The organism is Saccharothrix sp. ALI-22-I, assembly GCF_001984175.1.
GTDB lineage: Bacteria > Actinomycetota > Actinomycetes > Mycobacteriales > Pseudonocardiaceae > Actinosynnema.
In genome coordinates this window covers 807,786-825,820 of sequence record NZ_MTQP01000068.1, presented here as the reverse complement: position 1 = coordinate 825,820, position 18,035 = coordinate 807,786, and the positions used below count along the sequence as shown (strand labels likewise).

Genomic DNA, 18,035 nt, shown 5'->3' with positions numbered 1-18,035 from the left:
CACTTACCCGATCACCGACCAAGCGGGTCGTGCCACCGCCCCGTCGAGCGGTGATCGTCGCCTGATGGGTTGACCTCCACCTCGGACGAGGTTGGATCATTGCCCTCGACGGACGGGGAGGTGCCGGTGCTCGCCAAGTGGATCACCTGTGACGTGCCGATCGACGCGCGCGACGCGTTCGCCGCGACCCAGCGGAGGTGGTCGGTCATCGCCGACCAGCCGGGACTGGTCGGGCAAGTGGGCGGCTGGGACTCGCGAACCAGCCGTGCGCACGTGTTGGCGTTGTGGGCGGACACCGACAGCCACGGGGTGTTCCTGCGCGACCGGCACGACGCGGTGGCCGACGCCGGCGGCTACACCGGGATCTCGGTCGCCCTCGGCGAGGTGGCCCTCACGATGTCCGGCGCGGCAGCGGACGTGGCCGAGGCGATGGACGGCGGAGTGCTGCGCGTCGCGGACTGCCACCTCGCCGAGGGTGCGGAGGAGCACTTCCGGAACGTCCAGCACCGAGTGTGGGCCCCGGCGATGGAGGCCGCAGGTGTGCTCGGAGGGGTCCTCACGGGCCTCGCCGCGCGCCGCTACCTCGTCGCCACGTTCTGGCCCGACGCCGCGACCCACCGCCGGTACGCCGAGCAGGTGCCCCGGCTGCGCACCGAAGCGGCCGCGGACGCCGACATCACCTCGATGACCGGCCACGTCCTGGCGCTGGAGCCGACGTGGCGGGTGCGGGCGTTTCGCTGAGGACGAGAGCCCACGCTCGATGCAGCTCTACGGCGTGGACCCGAAGCCGATGCCCGAAGCCGCGAAGATCATCGTGGCCGAGGACCGCGCCGACCACATCGACATCAACCTCGGCTGCCCGGTGTCAACACGTTGACAACAACAGTCAGATGACAACGAGCGGCACATGCACTCCGGCCGCGTCTGCGAGTTTCCCGAGGTCTCCAGGGTCCGAAGTCAGCACGGCACAACCGTGGCTGATCGCCCCGATGACGACCGCCGCGTCCACGACATCCGCAGTGCCGGCCAAGGCGAGCAACCGGCCGGCCGCTTCCGCTACGTCCTCGCTGAAGGGAACAGACCTGCACATCCGGCGCAGCATCGCGACCGGCGCCTGCCGGGGGCTCGCCCGCCACACCTGCGCCAGCACGACCGTGGGCAGGAGTGCGGGCGCGCCCGCCTCCAGTGCGTCGCGACATGCCCCGTAGACGCGTCCCCTGGGATTTCCCTCGACGTGGATCAGCGCACCGGTATCCAGAATCAGGCCGCGAGCACTCAACCCGCTCGCCTCTCATTCGGCAATCCGAGCAGCCGGGCCAGCGCTGCCATCCGGGCTGCCGCATCCTCGTGCGATTCCGGCGCGCCGACACCCGCCTCGGCGAGCTGAGTGCGGATCTGCTCCAGTTCTCCCGCGTCGGGCTCGCCGAACCTCGCCGCGTAGTCCTGAGCGGCGGCATGGGCTTCGGCGAGATCCGCAGCGGCTTCAGCGGCCTCCGCCAGCCACGCTGACAGCGGCACTCCTGCTCGCTCAGCCGCCCGCCGGGCTCGCGCGGCCACGATGTCCGGCAAGGAAACACTCAACTTCTCTACCGCCATGGTGCGATGGTAAGCCTTCGAGTGCCACCACGGTAGCACCGTTCTCCGCGCATTCACCGACCAGCCTGAAACCCGTCCGGAAGCACGATGGCGAGCACCACGGCACCTGCGACAAGGTGCATCGCCACGAGCGCCACCGTGGTTGCGGCGGCCAGTCCCAAGACGAGCAACGGCACGCAGGACAGCACCGCTCCCACTACAACGGACCACCCGAAGACCCGCGCGCTGTTGTGCGGGACGACGCGCCGGAGAGCCGCGGCGTATGCGGTTGCCACGAGTGCCGCAGCAGCGGCGACTACCAGGTACCACGTCAAGCCGCCCAGCGAGTCGATCCCCGGCAAACCGAGAGTGAAGGACACACCACCAGCGCGAGCAACGAGGAAAACGACCAAGGTGGCCAACGCTGCCACGACCGCCGCCAGTACCCCGCGCGCCACGAACCCAGCCGGCATGATCGACCCGTTCTCCCCATTGTCGATTGTCGGGATCAGGTTGACCGGGCCACCGCACCGACCACATCCGGGAAGACATCCGGGGACCTCAGGGATCCCCCTGAGCCCGGCTCGGCTGGTGTCCATGCGGTGGTCGCACCGCAGCAGGTCGGCCGTGTGGCACCCGCCACTGGTGGTGCTGGGCAACAATGGTGGGGATGTCCACCGCGCTGCACACCACCAAGACCCTGAAGATCGGCCCCTACGCGGTCGATCCTGCCGTCGTGCTCGCACCGATGGCGGGCATCACCAACGTGGCCTTCAGACAGCTCTGCCGCGAGTTCGGCAGCCCCACCTCGCTCTACGTCTGCGAAATGATCACCGCCCGCGCGATCGTCGAACGCGACGCCAAGACGATGCAGATGATCACCTTCGGCGAGGACGAGAGCCCGCGCTCGATGCAGCTCTACGGCGTGGACCCGAAGTCGATGGCCGAAGCCGCGAAGATCATCGTGGCCGAGGACCGGGCCGATCACATCGACATGAACTTCGGCTGCCCGGTGCCGAAGGTGACGCGCAAGGGCGGCGGGGCGGCGCTGCCGTACAAGCGGCAGTTGTTCCGGCAGATCGTGCGGGCGGCGGTGCGGGCCGGTGAGCCTGCCGGGGTGCCGGTGACGGTGAAGTTCCGCATCGGTATCGACGACGATCACCTGACCTACCTCGACGCCGGGCGCATCGCCGAGGACGAGGGGGCGCAAGCGGTTGCGCTGCACGCCCGGACCGCGGCGCAGCGCTACTCCGGTCAGGCGGACTGGTCGGCCATCGCCCGGCTGAAGGAGGCCGTGACCGGTATCCCGGTGCTCGGCAACGGTGACATCTTCAGCGCACAGGACGCGCTCGACATGGTGGCCAAGACCGGCTGCGACGGCGTCGTCGTCGGACGCGGTTGCCTGGGGCGTCCGTGGCTGTTCGGCGAGTTGCAGGCGGCGTTCCGGGGGGAGCCGATCCCGCAGGGGCCGCGACTGGGCCAGGTCGCCGAGATCCTGCGCCGCCACGGCGCACTGCTCGCGGACTTCCTCGGTGAGGACAAGGGCATCCGTGACCTGCGCAAACACATGGCCTGGTACCTGAAGGGCTTCCCGGTCGGCGCGGAACTGCGGCGCAACCTCGCCATGGTCTCCACCCTCACCGAGCTGGACGACCTGGTCGGCAAGCTCGACCCGACCCTGGAGTTCCCGGACAACGCCGACGAGCCACGCGGACGGCAGGGTTCACCCGGCAAGGTCGTGCTGCCCGAGGGCTGGCTGGACGACCCCGAGGACGCCACGGTGCCCGTCGGCGCCGACGAGATGCACTCGGGTGGCTGATGTGGTCCTGCGCGCCGTGACGGTGGTGGCGTGTGCCCTCCTGCTCGCCGCGTGCGGCTCGACGCTCACCGGCACCGCGCGTCCGCTCCAGGTCACCGACGTGGAGCGGGAACTGGTGACCGGCTACTTCGCCGACCTCAACGAGGCGGGCGGGCAGGGCGCGGACGAGCAGCGAGACCTGCTCAAGGACACCCAGCACCCGGATTTCCGCGACGAGGACTGCCAGCTGCCCACGGGCACCATCAAAGTGCAGCCGACCATGTCCACGCTGCGCCTGGACCCGGAGTGGACGCCGCCCGGCACGGACGAGCACCCGCGCGGTGTCGTGCTGGTCGTCGCGGTCACGCTCACCGTGGTGCAGGAGGGCTCCGAGGTCGGCAGCCAGATCGGGTCGCAGCACGTCGTGCTGCTCAACGGCAAGGCTTACGGCTTCGCCCCTTGCGTCAATTGAGGTGCGGGTGAGCCGCTTGAACACGCTCAGCACACATTGAGACCTGTCGATCACCGAAAGTCACCGGTTCGGAGCAGTGCACGGTCAACCAGTCGAGGGAATTCCTTCTCTGACGCGTCCTGCCCGCTCAAGCGTCGCCCCGGATCAGACGACACCTTGGCAAGGAGGGAGGTGAGCGCGATGACCGCACTGCGACCCGAGGTCGCCGAGTCCGACGGCAACGGCCGGCCCGGAGCAGGCACGCCCGCGTCCGACAGCGAGGGCACCGGCCTGGTGCAGCTGCACGAGTCGATCGCCACGCTGCTCGCCTCCCGAGGCCAGTGGCGGCAGGCCTACCAGCACCTGCGGTCCGCGTTCGACCTGGTCTACGCAGATCAGGACGACCAGCCGGAGGTGCCCGAGCAGCTGCGCCGGGAGGTCGACCGGCTGCGCCGCGAGCACGCCGAGGCGCGTGAGCAGAGCCTGCGGGACAGCCTCACCGACAGCTACAACCGCCGATACCTCGACGAACGCCTGCTCGACATGGTCGCCGAGCGCGGCGCCACGACGTCCGGCCTGGCCATCGCGTTGATCGACCTGGACTGGTTCAAACAGGTGAACGACACGTTCGGGCACCTGCTGGGAGACCGGGTGTTGCAGCGCGTGGTCGAACTGCTCCAGGAAGAGCTGCCGGAGGGCGCGTTCTGCGCCCGCTACGGCGGCGAGGAGTTCGTCCTCGTGCTGCCCGGTTTGGAGGCCGGGCCGGCGGTGGAGATCGCCGAGTCGGCCCGCTTGCGTGTCGAGCGTCACGCTTGGGCTTCCCTCGCACCGGGATTGCGAGTAACCGTCAGCATTGGTTTGGCTTATGAGCCGCCCACCGACGACTCGTCGACCCGTCCGCCGGTCGCGCCCGAACAGCAGCTCCTGCGCGCCGACAGCCTCCTGTACACGGCCAAGCAGTCAGGACGCAACGCGGTTGCCTATCGGGAGAACGGCCGCGTCCGCCTCGCGGGTGCCGCTTCCGGGCGACGGGGAATAGCCGAATCACGCGTCGCCGGTTACTGAAACCGGACCTCAACTCACCCTTTCGGACGTAGGCCGCTGCGCGTATCCGCCTACTGGCGACCCCTGTATCACCGGGAGTGGTCGTCAGGACTGGCCGTCATCCGTAGTATCGCCAAGGCAAGTGACACGCCGTTGGTGCAACCAATGTGTCCTTGCCGTCGTCAACTCGTGATGACGACCGACTAATGACCGAAGCTGAAGGGAGACCGGGTGCCCGACGAGCCCCGCCGTGGCGGCCCCGGACCCGGAGGTGACCAGGCCCCTCAGGAAGACCAGCCAACCGGCCGTCGCCGCAGGTCCCTGGACGGCGGCGGGCTGAGCGTGTCCGAGCTGCTGGAGCAGCACAGCCGCACGAACCTCCCCCGCCCGGTCCCGCCCGGTCCATCGGACACCGGCAGGCGCGCCGCGCCCGAGCCGGAGCCGCCCCGCAGACCCGCGCCGCCCACGAACGGCCACGCCCCGGAGAGCACCGGCCGCCGTGCCGCCCCGGAGCCGCCGCGCAGGCAGGCGCCGCCACCGGACTACGCCGCCCCGGCACCCGAGGACACCGGCACCCGCCCGAGGCCGACGAACGGCGCACCACCCGTCGGCAGGCGCTCCGCCGCACCGCCGCCGTCGAACGACTACTTCGCCCCGACCGGCGAGGGCACCGGCACCCGTACGCCGCGTCCCCTGCCTGAGGACACCGGACGTCGCCGTAGGGCCGAGGAGCCCCAGGCACACCCCGGTGACGCCGCCAGGCGGCCGGAGGACGGTGGACGACGCTTCGCCGAGGGCCAGCGCCCCGCGAACGGCTACGCCGGACGACCGGACGACGTCGACCCGAGGCGTCCCGCGCCCGGTGCGGGTCCGCGCCCGGGACCCGAAGTACCCGGTGACGCGAGCAGGCGTTTCCCGGCCAACGGCCAGCCCCGCCCCGAAACCGGCCCTCGGCGGCCGGAGGATTCGGACAGCCCGCACGCCGCGCAGGACCCGACCGCGGCACCGCGTCGGCCTGCCGACGGCACCGGCCGACGCCCGCGGCCCGAGCTCCCCGGCAACGCGCCGGGTCGACGGCTCTCCGACGGCAGCGGTCCGCGCCAGCGCCCGGAAGACCTCGCTCCCGACACACCCCGGCGTTCGGCCGAGGGCAATGGACCGCGCCAGCGCCCGGAAGACCTGGTCGACGGTCCGCACGGCAGTGGGCCGCGGCAGCGTCCCGACGACCTCGACGGCCTGCGTCGGCCGGCCGACGGCACGGGCCGGCGTCCCCGACCGGACGAGATCGGCACGCCGGGTCGCCGGGCCGCCGCCGAGGGTGCGCCGGAAGGCATCGGTCGGCGACTCGCGGAGGGCCCGCGTCCCGGTGAGCACACCGGCCAGCGCCCCCACCCCGGTATCCCGGCTGGTGACGGCCCCCGTCGCCCAGCGGACGGCACCGGCACGCGGCCGCGCCCCGATCTCCCGGCCGGTGAGGCTCCTCGCCGTCTCGCGGACGGCAGCGGCCCGCACGACCTGACCGACGGTCCCCGTACCGGTCGGCGCCCGCGTCCCGAAGGCTTGGCGGACGGCGCACGACCGGGCCTGCCGGTCGAAGACCCGACCGGACGCCGCCCTGACGGGAGCGGCCCGCGCCGCCTCGCCGAAAACCTGCCCGGCGCACCGCTCGACGAAGCCGGCCGGCCGCGTCGCCTGGCCGACGGCCCTCCCGGCGCACCGATCGAAGACCTCGCCGGCCGCCGCCCTGACGGCAGCGGTCCACGCCGCCTGGCTGAAGGTCCGCCCAGCGGCCCCATTGACGGCAACGGTCCGCGTCGCCTGGCTGACGGCCCACCGAGTGGCCCGATCGACGGCAACGGTCCGCGTCGCCTCGCCGACGGCCCACCCAGCGGCCCCATCGACGGCAACGGCCCACGCCGACTCGCCGAAGGCCCACCGAGTGGGCCCATCAACGGCAACGGTTCACGGCCGGCCGGGGACGTGACCGGGCGGAGGTTCGTCGAGGACGCCGCCGCCGCGCTCGACCAGGCCCCGCCCGTGATCGCCGACCGCCTCGGCGGTGGCGGTCCGGAGCCGCGCGAAGCCTTCGACCCGGCCAGCCTCACCACCGAGATGGAGGCCATCAGCGACGACGTCAAGAAACGTCGCGAGGTCGACCACACGCTGGCCCGCTTCTCCGCCGTCCACGACGAACTGGCCGAGCAGGAACGCCAGCGCAAGGAACGCCGCCAGAAGCTCATGCCGTGGAAGGCCGACCACGACGAGGACGCCACCGAGTACGCCTCACCGGTCGACGTCCCGGACGACGACGACAAGCCGCGCCGCCGCGGCCGCACGGCCAAGCACAGCAAGATCGTGGGCACGGTCAAGGTCATCGCGCTGACCGCCGCCGTCCTGGTGTTCGTGTCGACCGGCCTCGGCTGGGGCGCGATGCTCTACATCGACAGCAAGTTCACCGAGATCGACGCGCTGGGCACGAACTCCGAAGCGGTGCACCAGGCGGAGAAGCAGCTCGGCGACGAGAACTTCCTCATCGTCGGCTCGGACACCCGCGCGGGCGCCAAGCCGGAGGACGGCGTCGGCGACGAGGAGTCCGCGGGGGGTGGCGCCCGCTCGGACGTGCTGATGCTGGCGCACATCCCGGCCGACCGGAAGCGCATGGTCGTCGTGTCCGTGCCACGCGACCTGCTGATCAACCGCCCGGCGTGCGAGAAGTGGGACTCCACTACCGGCCAGTACACCGGCGAGCAGCTCGACCCCGAAGAGAACGTGAAGGCCAACGAGCCCTACGCGCTCGGTGGGCCGCAGTGCGTCAGCAAGTTCATGACCGAGCTGACAGGTCTGGACATCAACCACTTCATCAGCGTCGACTTCAACGGCTTCAAGGGCATGGTCGACGCCATCGGCACCGTCGAGGTGTGCGTGAAGCAGCCGATGAACGACGAAGAGCTCGGCCTGATCTTCGACAAGGCGGGCAAGTTCGAGGTCAACGGCACCAAGGCATTGGACTACGTGCGGGCCCGCAAGGTCGACGGCGAGTTGTTCGGCGACTACGACCGCGTCACGCGGCAGCAGAAGTTCCTGTCGTCGTTGCTGCGCAAGGCGTTGTCGTCGGAGATCCTGCTGAACCCGGGCAAGCTCAACGCATTCCTCAACGCCTTCGCCGCGTCGACCGTCGGCCAGAACATCGGCGTGAACGACATGCTCACGCTGGCGCAGTCGTTGCAGAGCCTGGAAGCGGGTCGGGTTTCCTTCGTCACCATCCCGAAGGAGACGGCCGAAGGTCCGACGAAGTCCAACGACGACAACCTGGAGCTGTTGAAGGAAGAGGACGCCAAGAAGTTGTTCCAGGCGATCATCGACGGCACGCCGTTGCCGAACGAGACCCCGGACACCACGGCGCCGGACCCGAACCAGACCCAGACGACCACCACACCGCCGCCCGGCCCCAAGCCGGGCAAGATCATCGACCACCAGGGTCTGAAGATCCAGGTGCTCAACGGCGATGAGGACTTCGACGGCGCGGCCGGCTTCGCCAGCGAGGCGTTGGAGGAACTGGGCTACACAGTGGTCTTCTCCGGTGACGCTCCGCCCACCGACAAGACCGTCGTCAAGTACGGGATCGGCGGTGAGGACGCCGCGGCGACGCTCAAGTCCTCGGTGCCCAGTGCGACGCTGTTGTTCGACGTGGCCATGGGCGGCACGGCGCAGCTGGTGATCGGGGACGACTGGAACGAGGAGATCGTCCCCCCGCAATCGCCCGGCACCGATCCGGGCAAGGCGGCGCCGCCGGAGAAGCTGGAAGTGGTGAACGCCGCGCAGGACCCCTGCGCGTAGGGTCCACTGGACGCCTTGGGTTCACCCCGGGTTCATCGAGGTGGGTCGCTACCGCGATGACCTGCACGTAGGCTGACGCCCATGCGTGAGGCTTACCATGACCAGCTCGGACATCTGGCCGACCAACTCTCCGACATGTGCGGGATGGCCGGCGACGCGATGGAGCGCGCGACCTCCGCGCTGCTCGGGGCGGACCTCGCCTTGGCCGAGCAGGTGATCGGCGACGACGTCAAGATCGACGACGTGCGCGCCGACATCGAGGAACAGGCGTACGCGCTGCTGGCGTTGCAGGCGCCGGTCGCCACGGACCTGCGCGTCGTGCTCGCGGTGATCCACGCGGCCGAGAGCGTGGAGCGGATGGGCGACCTGGCGCTGCACGTGGCGAAGGCCGCGCGGCGCAGGCACCCGAACCTGGTGCTGCCCGACACCGTGCAGCCGTACTTCGCCGAGATGGGCCGCATCGCGGTGGAGCTGGCGCGTGAGGCGACCGACATCATCCGCACCCAGGACGTGGCGCGGGCGCGGTCGTTGGAGGACGCCGACGACGCGATGGACGACCTGCACCGGCACCTGTTCACGGTGATCATGGACAAGGACTGGGCGCACGGCGTACCGGCGGCGGTCGACACCACGCTGCTCGGCCGGTTCTACGAGCGGTTCGCCGACCACGCGGTGTCGGTCGCCAAGCGCACCGTCTTCGTGGTCACCGGCCGGATGCCCGGCTACAGCAGCACCACCGACGCGTCCTGACGTCCTTTTCGGACGTCAGTTCATCAGGCCGTTCAGCTCCTGCGCGAGTTGGGCGGCGATGCGCGCGTTGTCGGCGGGGGCGTGGGTGAGCCACTTCTGGCCGTCCTGCCCCTGCCGGGTCTGCGACATGTAGCGGCCCTGGTCGTTGTCGAACCAGGCGACCTGCGGCGCCCGCTGCTCCCGACCGTGCCTGCCGCGGACCGTGACGCCGAACTGACCGGCGCGCAGCCGTGGACGTTCGAACACCGCTTCCAGCGCGCGGACCTGCGTGGACGCGGCCGAGCGCGGTGCCATGGCCTGGGTGAACGTGGCGCTGCCGAAGTCGTCGTCCCGGCGCGGCGGGGGCGGCGGTGCGGATGAGGGCATCGGCACGGTGATCGACTGGCCGGGGCCCGGCCGTGAACCCGGGATCAGGTCCACGATCGTGCGCAGCAGGCCGGCCGACCGGATCAGGTCGATCTTGATCTGCCGGTCGTCCATCACCGCGAGCGCCGCGTTCTGACCGGCCGCGCCGCCGCGCGCCAGCAGCTGGCGTTCGACGTTGCGCGGGTCCAGCGAGGCCACCGCGTTGAGGGAGTAGTCGAAGCGGACCAGCAGGGTGAGCGCTTCCTCCACCTCGGGCGCGACCCGGCCGCGATTGGCCAGGCCGCGCGACTCCAGATCGCGGTAGACGGCGTTGCGGATGCCGCGCCGTTCGTCGATCGTCTGGCCGAGGTAGGGGAATTCGAACGGGTAGGGCCGGCTGCCGAGCTTCAGGTCTTCCCAGAGCATGTCGGCCGCCGCGTAGGACAGGGCGAACGAGAACACGTTCACCCGCCGATGACCGGCGGAGCGACCATGGTGCCGTCACCGAAGACGTCCTCGGTCTCCACCAGGTACGACGCGGCCTTGTGCTCCTTGTCCTCGTCTCCCTGACCACGCGCGCCACCGGCGCCCGCACCCATGCCGGCACCCACGCCCGCCGCGCCACCGCGGCCCGCCGCTCCGGCACCAGCAAGTCCACCGCTGCCGCCCGGCCCGAAGCCACCGGCACCGGACCGGCCCGTCTCACCTAGCGCGCCCGCGCTGCCGCCGGGGCCGAAGCCACCGCCACCCATACCGCCACCGCCCATGCCGCCACGACCGGCCGCGGCCATGCCGCCGGGACCACCGCCGCCACCGGGCATCCGACCCATGCCGTTGCCACCGCCACCACCGCCGCCTGGGCGTCCGCCGGTACCGGGACCACCCGGCATACCGGGACGTCCACCGGGCGGCACGGTCGGCCGTCCGTTGGGGCCGGTGCCAGGCGGGTAGATGCCAGGGCCGGGCGGGTAGATCCCGTTGCCGCCGCCGGGGAGGTTCGTGTTGCCGCCACCGCCGCCGGGCAGGTTGGTGTTGCCACCACCCGTGCCACCGTTCAAGCCGGACTGGTGGGTGTTGCCGCCACCGGTACCACCGCCGGGGACACCGAGCTCACCCGATCCAGTGCCCGTACCGGTGCCAGTGCCCGTTCCGTTCCCGACACCGCTCGGCATGGTCTGCCGACCACCGATCTCGCCCGTGCCGGTCTGGTTCCCGTCACCCGTGCCGCCACCACTGCTCATGGGCGGGGGTGGGGAGAAGGCGGGCATGGTCGAGCCCGACTCCTGGAAGCTCGTGGACATGGTCGTCATGACCTCAGCCGCCCGTTCGTGGGCCTGCTGCTTCTCCTCGAACTTCTGCTCGATCTGGTCGATCGTGCCCGCCCACTTGAACGGGTTCGGCTCGGAGAACAACATCTTGTAGGCGTCGGCGGTGCTGAAGTCGACCGGCTCGGGCATCGCGTTCTTCGCCTGCTCGGCAGCCGTGCTCTGGGTGTACAGCTTGTTGCCGGTGAGCTGCGCGCCCTGAGCCGCGTTACCGGACCAGGTGGCAACGTTGGTGAAGTACCCCTGCGCCGACTCCGCCGCCGCGCCCTGCCAGGCACCCTTGCTCGCGGCGGTGGCGCTGGTCAGGTTGGTCTGCAACTCCGCCAGCGTGTTGCCGATCTTGGTCCAGGCCTCGCCCTGCTCGTTGGCGGTGCTGGGCACCATGTTCTCGGTGACCATGGTCTGGAGTGCTTTGTGGTCGTAGCCCATGTAGAACGAGCCAGGGGGCGAGAGCGGTGGTCGGTAGTTCTCGACCACCTGCTCCAGTTGCTTCTCCTGGGTGGCCTGGTACTGCGCCGACTGCGTCTTGTAGCGCAGATAGTCGTCAAGCGTCAGGATGCCGCCGAAGAGCCCCGGGTTGGCGGCTCGCTCGCGCTCGTATTCGGCGCGCAACTCGGCCTCGGTCTGGCCGGCGTAGGTGACCTGAGTCGCCTGGCTGTTGTTCTGCGGCGGCTGCGAGTACGGCTGCTGCGAATTCGGCGGCGTCACGACGTTCTCCCCCCTTGGGTTACTTCGGCAGCTTCGGTTCGATTGCGGTGGCGACCTTCGTGGCCGCTTCGCACGCAGCTTCCAACGAGTTGTTCGAGGAGGCGATGACGTCGACCCTCGACGTCGGACCGACTTCAACCGCCACCAGGCACGAGGTCCTGCTCCCAGGCGCCTCGACAAGCTTGGCCTTGTGCGAACCGACAGAGATGTCGGACTTCTTCCCGTCGCCCACCGCGTCGCCGATCGCGAGCTCAGGCTGCTTCGTGAGCCCGAAAGACACGGTCGCCGAGTAGTCGGCGCCGCACTCCTTCTCGTCGACCTCTTCGATGTTCGAGAGATTCAGCTGCGACGCCACCGAGTTGAGGGCCGCGCATGAGTCGAAGTCAGCGAGCGAGTCACCCGCATCGGATGGCTTTGCGCTGGTAGTGGTCTTCGACGCCTGGTCGGTCGTCGTCGACCCGGTGGATCCCGGCGTGGCGGTTCCCCCGGTCGTGCAGCCGGTGACAACCGCGCCCAACACCGCCAACGACAGAACGACGCGAGTCGGCAATCCCTTGATCAACTGACTCCACCCTCAGTAGCGTTGGTAGGTGCTTGCGTTCGAGCTGTCGACTTCACGATAGTTCTCGATCGCTTTCTGCATCGCGTCCCGCGCCTCGTTCAACGCGGACCGCAATTGCTCGATCGCCGGCACGATGCCGGTCGTGCCGCCACCGCCTTCGACGCTCTCCTGGTTGTAACTCGCCATGGCGGTGCCGTCAGGACTGGTGCCCAGCTTGGTCTCCTGCCGGAGACGACCGATTTGCCGGTCCATCTTGCGGAGGTCGCTCAGAGCGTCGTCGATCGCCTTCAGGTACGCCTGCGCACCGGCCTCGCTGATGGCGAACGAGCCCGACTCGGCGGCCTGCTTCAAGCCCACCATGTTGGCCGTCATAGCCTGCATGGACTGTGCGCTCCACGCACCTTCCGCCGCCACGGTTACCCCCCTGCGAGTCTGCCGATCCCAACGGTCACGGTACCCCCGAACGGAGGACCATGTCTCGATTTTGACGGCAGGGGCGGGTGACCGGTTCCACAGTCACCCGAACGCGTAGGAGCCCTTCCACCGCAGGTGGAAGGGCTCCGCGTAGCGAACCGGTGATCAGCCGAAGCGGCCGGAGATGTAGTCCTCGGTGGCCTTCTGGCTCGGGTTGGAGAAGATCTTCTCCGTGTCGTCCACCTCGATCAGCCGACCCGGCTGACCGACGCCCAGCAGGTTGAAGAACGCGGTCTGGTCGCTGACCCGCGCGGCCTGCTGCATGTTGTGCGTCACGATGACGATCGTGTACTCCTTCTTCAACTCCGTGATCAGGTCCTCGATCGCGAGAGTCGAGATGGGGTCCAGCGCCGAGCACGGCTCGTCCATCAGCAGCACGTCCGGCTGCACGGCGATCGCCCGCGCGATGCACAGCCGCTGCTGCTGACCACCGGACAGCCCGCCGCCGGGGCGGTCGAGGCGGTCCTTGACCTCGTTCCACAGGTTGGCCCCGCGCAACGACCGCTCGGCCACCTCGTCGAGCTTCTTCTTGTTCCGCTCACCCGCGAGCTTCAGGCCCGCCACCACGTTGTCCCGGATGGACATCGTCGGGAACGGGTTGGGGCGCTGGAACACCATGCCGATGGTCCGCCGCACCTGCACCGGGTCGACCGACGAGGCGTAGATGTCCTCCCCGTCGAGCAGCACGGTGCCTTCCACCCGGGCACCCGGCGCCACCTCGTGCATGCGGTTCAGCGACCGCAGCACGGTGGACTTCCCGCAACCGGACGGGCCGATGAACGCCGTCACGTTCTTCGGCGGCACGGCGAGCGAAACACCGTCCACGGCGTGGAACTTGCCGTAGAACAGGTTGAGGTCTTTCACGTCGATGCGCTTGGCCATGACCGCCCGCTCACTTCGTCTTCGGAGCCAGCCACCGCGAGATCACGGTAGCCAGCAGGTTGAACAGCGTGATGATGATGACCAGGGTGATCGCCGCACCCCAGATGCGCTCGAAACCGGCCTGCGTCGGGTTGTTCCGCTCCGAGGTCATCAGCAGCGGCAGCGACGCCATCGGCCCGTCGAACAGGTTGTAGTTGATGTACGGCGCGTACGCGGCGAGCACGAGCACCGGCGCGGTCTCGCCCATGACGCGGGCCAGGGCCAGCATGATGCCGGTGATGATGCCGGACAACGCGGTCGGGATGACGACCTTCACGATCGTCTTCCACTTGGGGATGCCCAGCGCGTAGGACGCCTCACGCAGCTCGTCCGGCACGATCTTCAGCATTTCCTCGGTGGTCCGCACGATCACCGGCACCATCAGCAGCACCAGCGCCAGCGACACCGCGAACCCGCTGCGGCCGAAGCCGAAGTAGGTGATCCACAGCGTGTAGATGAACAGCGCGGCCACGATGGACGGCACACCGGTGAGGATGTCCACCATGAACGTGGTGGCGCGGGACAGCTTGGACCGGCCGCCGTACTCCACCAGGTACACGCCGACGAACAGACCGATCGGCACCGAGAGCACACCGCACACCAGGCCTTGCACCAGCGTGCCGTAGATCGCGTGGTAGACGCCGCCGCCCTGCTGGCGACCCAGCAGACCGGACAGCGACTTCTGCCACCAGTCGCCGTCCAGGACCACCGGGAACCCGCGCTGGATCACCACGAACAGCACCCAGACCAGCGGCACGATGGCGACCAGGAACGCCCCGTACACCAGGGCGGTGGCGATGCCGTTCTTGAGCTTGCGCGCACCGCTGACGCTCTGGAACGTCGGCGGCGTCGCGAGGCGGTTCAGGTCCGCCGTGTCGGTCGTCATTCGTACTCCTTGTGACCGGCGACGATGGCCCGGGCGATGGCGTTGACGCCGAAGGTGAGCACGAACAGCACCAGACCGGCGGCGATGTACGCGCCCGCCGTGCGCGGGTCGTTGAACTCGGGCGCGGCCAGCGCGATCTTGGACGCGAACGTCGCGCCACCGTCGAACAGGCTCCACCCGAACACCGCGCCGGTGCCGCTGAGGATGATCGTCAACGCGATCGTCTCGCCCAGCGCGCGGCCGAGGCCGAGCATCGAGGCGCTGACGTAACCGGCCTTGCCGAACGGCAGCACGGTGGTGCGCACGACTTCCCACTTGGTGGCGCCGAGCGCGATGGCCCCTTCGACGTGGGTGACCGGCGTGCGGTCGAACACCTCGCGGCTGACCGCGGTGATGATCGGCAGGACCATCACGGCCAGCACGATGCCGGCGGTGAAGATGGTGCCGCCCAGTTCGATGCTGACGTTGCCCTCGGCGAACAGCGGGATCCAGCCGAGGTTGGCGGTCAGCCACTCGCCGATCGGGGTCAGCACCGGGCCGAGCACGAGCAGGCCCCACAGACCGAAGATGATCGACGGCACGGCGGCCAGCAGGTCGATGACGTAGGCGAACGGCCGGGCGAGCCGGCGCGGCGCGTACTGGGTGAGGAACAGGGCGATGCCCAGGGCGATCGGCATGGCGATCAACAGCGCGAACGCGGCCGACACCACGGTGACCAGGAGCAGGTCCAGGATGCCGTACCGCATGTTGTTGACGTCGCCGGTAGACCACTCGCGGCTGGTCAGGAAGTTGACCTTGTCCAGGCCGAGCGACGGGATGGCCTGGAGCAGCAGGAAGACACCGATCGCCGCGATCAGGACCACGATGAAGATGCCAGACCCGGTGGCCAGGCCTGCGAAGATCCGGTCACCCGGCCGGACGAGTTTCTTCTGGTCGGCTTCCGTGGTCGGGGGAATCGGAGCCTCCGAGTCGGGTCGAGCGGCGGGAACGCCCGCGCGGGCACCGGTCGAACCGGCGCCCGCGGGGCGTTGGGCCGCTGTGCGGTCGTTCATCGCAACGGCGTTCCCGGGAAGTGTGCCGGCCTGATCAGGCGATGGCCTGGATGGCGGTCAGCAGCTTGTCCTGGAAGGCCTTCGGCAGCGGAGCGTAGCCCGCGTCCGCGAGACCGTCCTGGCCCGTGGTCGCCGCCACCGTGAGGAACGCCTTGACGGCCTTCGCGGTGTCGGCGTCGTAGCCCTTGGAGCAGACGATCTCGTAGGTGGCCAGCAGCAGCGGGTAGGCGCCCGCGGTGGTGGAGCCGTAGATCGAGTTCAGGTCGAGCACCAGGTCGTTGCCGGCGCCCTTGATCGTCGCGCCGTCGATGGCCTTGCCGACCGTCTCGTTGGTCAGCTCGACCGGGCCGGAGCCGTTGTCGATCTTGGCGATGGACAGCTTGTTGTCCTGCGCGAACGACAGCTCGACGTAGGTGATGGCGCCGTCGACCGAACCGGCGGCCTGCGCGACACCGGCGGACTTCTCCTTGGCCTCGCCGACGCCACCCTTGAACTGCTTGCCGTCGCCCTGGGTCCACGCGCCCTTCGAGGCGGCGGTCAGGTACTTCTGGAAGTTGTCCGTGGTGCCGGACTCGTCCGAGCGGTAGACGACCTTGATGTCCTTGTCCGGCAGCGACGCGCTGCCGTTGACGGCCTTGATGGCCGGGTCGTTCCACTTCTTGACGGTGCCGTTGAAGATCTTGGCGGCGACCTCGCCGGTCAGCGTCAGGTCGGTGACGCCTTCGAGCTTGTAACCGAGCGCGACCGGGCCGAACACCAGCGGCAGGTTCCACGCCGGGTTGCCCTTGCAGCGCTCGGCCGCCGCGGCGACCTCACCCTTGCTCTCGGACAGCGGCGAGTCGGAGCCGCCGAAGTCGACCTGGCCCGCGTTGAACTGCTTGACGCCGGCGCCGGAGCCCGAGGGGTTGTAGGCGAGGTCGGCGTCGGGGCACTTCGCCTTGTACGCCTGGATGAACGTGGCGATCGCGTTCTGCTGCGCCGAAGAGCCCTCTGCGCTGAGCTTCGACTTCCCACCGCACTCGACCGGCACGGACGAGTCGCCGGCCGCAGGCGTCGAGCCCGCGCCGGGGGTGTTCGCGTCGCTGCCACACGCGGTGAGCAGAAGCGCACCGGCCGCGATCAGGCCGAGAACGGCGCCGTGTCGCTTGGTCTTCACCTGGGTCCTCCAGCTACAAAGCGGATTTCGCGGCGAACTTCCGCCGCTCGACACGGACGGTAGGCAGCGAGGGTGGACAGGCACCCAGGAGAAGATGAACGCGAGGTGAACACCACACGGGAGGTGACTGAGTACACCGCCTTTTGGGTGTCCCGTGACCTGCACGTTTGCATGGCGTGATGGGTTTGTCACTACCGGGCGTATTGGACGTCCGAGTCCCAGAGAGTGAATCCCAACCGGCTGTACACGGCCAGTGCCGCAGCGTTGTCGGATTCGACGTACAGCATCACTTCGGTGCGCCCGGTGTCGCGGAGGTGCGCGAGGCCGGCGAGCGTGATGGCCTTGCCGAGGCCGTCACCCTGTGCGTCCGGGTCGACGCCCACCACGTAGACCTCGCCCAGTTCGGCGCTGTGCGCCTTGGTCCAGTGGTAGCCGAGGAGCCGTTCGTCGGCGTCGACGGCCAGCAGGAAGCCGGCCGGGTCGAACCACGGCTGCTCTTCCTTCTGCCGCACGTCCTCGATGCTCATCGCGCCCTGCTCGGGGTGCCACGAGAACGCGCGGTGGTTGACGTAGACCACGGCCGCCTCGTCCCGACCGGGCACGAACGAGCGCAGCGTGACGCCGTCGGGCAGGACGGGCTCGGGCAGGTCGCCGTCGAGCGGGCGGCGCAGGCGCAGCAGCTCGCGGACCTTGAGGTAGCCGAACTTGGCGGCGAGCGCCTCGGCGCCGGGGTGGCCGCCGTGCGACCAGATCCGGAGGGGCTTGGCGCGGTCGGCCACGGCTTCGACCAGCGCGCCACCGACACCGCGACGGCGGTGGTCGGGGTGGACGGCCAGCTCGGCGACCTCGTTGCTGTCGGAATCGCCGAAGACGTCCAGGTGCAGGTAACCGACGAGCCGGTCATCGTCACGGGCCAGGAGGTGCTTGCTGCCAGGTGCGCCGGGGCGCAACCGCAGCACAACGGCCTCGCCGACAGGAGCGACACCGTCGGCGGATTGGGCAGCCCCGAGCAGACCGGAGATCTCGTCGGCCTGCTCGGGGGTCACTTCCTCGAACCAGGTCAATTCCACACGGGAAAACCTACTCGGCCGGACCGCCCGCGAGGTCGCGTCGGTCGTTCGTGACTCATTTTCCGGCGATCATGCTTTTCG

General features: G+C 69.5%; 18 protein-coding genes and 1 pseudogene. 7 read left to right on the top strand and 12 right to left on the bottom strand.

Features of this window, described 5'->3' with window-relative positions; genetic code table 11:
- Positions 1 to 120 precede the first annotated feature (120 nt).
- Entirely contained in the window at positions 121 to 741 is a 621-nt protein-coding gene (locus tag ALI22I_RS40720; RefSeq protein ID WP_338013540.1) for a DUF4937 domain-containing protein, read from the top strand.
- Positions 734 to 868, top strand: a pseudogene (locus ALI22I_RS40715) (tRNA-dihydrouridine synthase); the annotation flags it as partial. The gene ALI22I_RS40720 and the pseudogene ALI22I_RS40715, both read left to right, overlap by 8 nt.
- Positions 869 to 886: 18 nt before the next feature.
- On the opposite strand, the gene ALI22I_RS40710 reads toward ALI22I_RS40715, so the two are convergent.
- The 3 genes from ALI22I_RS40710 to ALI22I_RS40700 are packed head-to-tail and all read right to left on the bottom strand — an operon-like array spanning position 887 to position 2,048.
- Positions 887 to 1,279 (bottom strand): PIN domain-containing protein, encoded by a 393-nt coding sequence (locus ALI22I_RS40710; protein WP_077010878.1) that lies wholly within the window; start codon positions 1,277 to 1,279, stop codon positions 887 to 889.
- A complete protein-coding gene (locus ALI22I_RS40705; protein WP_077010877.1) occupies positions 1,276 to 1,596 on the bottom strand; it encodes a hypothetical protein in 321 nt (106 codons plus the stop codon). The genes ALI22I_RS40710 and ALI22I_RS40705 overlap by 4 nt, the downstream gene beginning before the upstream one ends.
- A gap of 53 nt (positions 1,597 to 1,649) precedes the next feature.
- Positions 1,650 to 2,048 (bottom strand): DUF6069 family protein, encoded by a 399-nt coding sequence (locus tag ALI22I_RS40700; RefSeq protein ID WP_077010876.1) that lies wholly within the window; start codon positions 2,046 to 2,048, stop codon positions 1,650 to 1,652.
- A gap of 188 nt (positions 2,049 to 2,236) precedes the next feature.
- Here ALI22I_RS40700 and dusB point away from each other — a divergent pair, with 188 nt between their 5' ends.
- From dusB to phoU, 5 genes are all read left to right on the top strand, one after another.
- The gene (gene dusB / locus ALI22I_RS40695; RefSeq protein ID WP_202971164.1) at positions 2,237 to 3,394 is read left to right on the top strand and encodes a tRNA dihydrouridine synthase DusB; all 1,158 of its coding nucleotides are present in this window, start codon (positions 2,237 to 2,239) and stop codon (positions 3,392 to 3,394) included.
- A complete protein-coding gene (locus tag ALI22I_RS40690; protein ID WP_077010875.1) occupies positions 3,387 to 3,845 on the top strand; it encodes a hypothetical protein in 459 nt (152 codons plus the stop codon). The genes dusB and ALI22I_RS40690 overlap by 8 nt, the downstream gene beginning before the upstream one ends.
- A gap of 180 nt (positions 3,846 to 4,025) precedes the next feature.
- A complete protein-coding gene (locus ALI22I_RS40685) occupies positions 4,026 to 4,889 on the top strand; it encodes a GGDEF domain-containing protein (RefSeq protein WP_077010874.1) in 864 nt (287 codons plus the stop codon).
- Between the two features lie 210 nt (positions 4,890 to 5,099).
- Positions 5,100 to 8,705 (top strand): LCP family glycopolymer transferase, encoded by a 3,606-nt coding sequence (locus ALI22I_RS40680; RefSeq protein WP_143532681.1) that lies wholly within the window; start codon positions 5,100 to 5,102, stop codon positions 8,703 to 8,705.
- Positions 8,706 to 8,786: 81 nt separating this feature from the next.
- Positions 8,787 to 9,455, top strand: a complete 669-nt coding sequence (gene phoU / locus ALI22I_RS40675) for a phosphate signaling complex protein PhoU (RefSeq protein ID WP_077010872.1) — start codon at positions 8,787 to 8,789, stop codon at positions 9,453 to 9,455.
- A 15-nt stretch (positions 9,456 to 9,470) separates the two neighbouring features.
- Here the strand turns inward: phoU and ALI22I_RS40670 are convergent, their stop codons facing one another.
- From ALI22I_RS40670 to mshD, 9 genes are all read right to left on the bottom strand, one after another.
- A complete protein-coding gene (locus tag ALI22I_RS40670; protein ID WP_083752359.1) occupies positions 9,471 to 10,268 on the bottom strand; it encodes an ESX secretion-associated protein EspG in 798 nt (265 codons plus the stop codon).
- On the bottom strand, positions 10,265 to 11,833 hold the full coding sequence (locus ALI22I_RS40665) for a hypothetical protein (RefSeq protein ID WP_077010871.1): 1,569 nt from the start codon (positions 11,831 to 11,833) through the stop codon (positions 10,265 to 10,267). The genes ALI22I_RS40670 and ALI22I_RS40665 overlap by 4 nt, the downstream gene beginning before the upstream one ends.
- A 19-nt stretch (positions 11,834 to 11,852) precedes the next feature.
- Positions 11,853 to 12,395 carry a DUF3558 family protein gene (locus ALI22I_RS40660; RefSeq protein ID WP_077010870.1) on the bottom strand — a complete coding sequence of 181 codons (543 nt, stop codon included), beginning with the start codon at positions 12,393 to 12,395 and terminating at the stop codon, positions 11,853 to 11,855.
- A 12-nt stretch (positions 12,396 to 12,407) separates the two neighbouring features.
- Positions 12,408 to 12,767, bottom strand: coding sequence for a hypothetical protein (locus ALI22I_RS40655; protein ID WP_238598799.1), 360 nt, complete (start codon positions 12,765 to 12,767; stop codon positions 12,408 to 12,410).
- A gap of 207 nt (positions 12,768 to 12,974) precedes the next feature.
- Entirely contained in the window at positions 12,975 to 13,751 is a 777-nt protein-coding gene (pstB, locus tag ALI22I_RS40650; RefSeq protein ID WP_033436541.1) for a phosphate ABC transporter ATP-binding protein PstB, read from the bottom strand.
- A 10-nt stretch (positions 13,752 to 13,761) separates the two neighbouring features.
- Complete coding sequence (pstA, locus tag ALI22I_RS40645; RefSeq protein ID WP_077010868.1) at positions 13,762 to 14,676, bottom strand: phosphate ABC transporter permease PstA; 915 nt, start codon at positions 14,674 to 14,676, stop codon at positions 13,762 to 13,764.
- Complete coding sequence (pstC, locus tag ALI22I_RS40640) at positions 14,673 to 15,728, bottom strand: phosphate ABC transporter permease subunit PstC (protein WP_077010867.1); 1,056 nt, start codon at positions 15,726 to 15,728, stop codon at positions 14,673 to 14,675. The genes pstA and pstC overlap by 4 nt, the downstream gene beginning before the upstream one ends.
- Positions 15,729 to 15,762: 34 nt before the next feature.
- Positions 15,763 to 16,884 carry a phosphate ABC transporter substrate-binding protein PstS gene (gene pstS / locus ALI22I_RS40635; protein WP_077010866.1) on the bottom strand — a complete coding sequence of 374 codons (1,122 nt, stop codon included), beginning with the start codon at positions 16,882 to 16,884 and terminating at the stop codon, positions 15,763 to 15,765.
- Positions 16,885 to 17,075: 191 nt separating this feature from the next.
- Complete coding sequence (gene mshD / locus ALI22I_RS40630) at positions 17,076 to 17,954, bottom strand: mycothiol synthase (RefSeq protein ID WP_077010865.1); 879 nt, start codon at positions 17,952 to 17,954, stop codon at positions 17,076 to 17,078.
- Positions 17,955 to 18,035 lie beyond the last annotated feature (81 nt).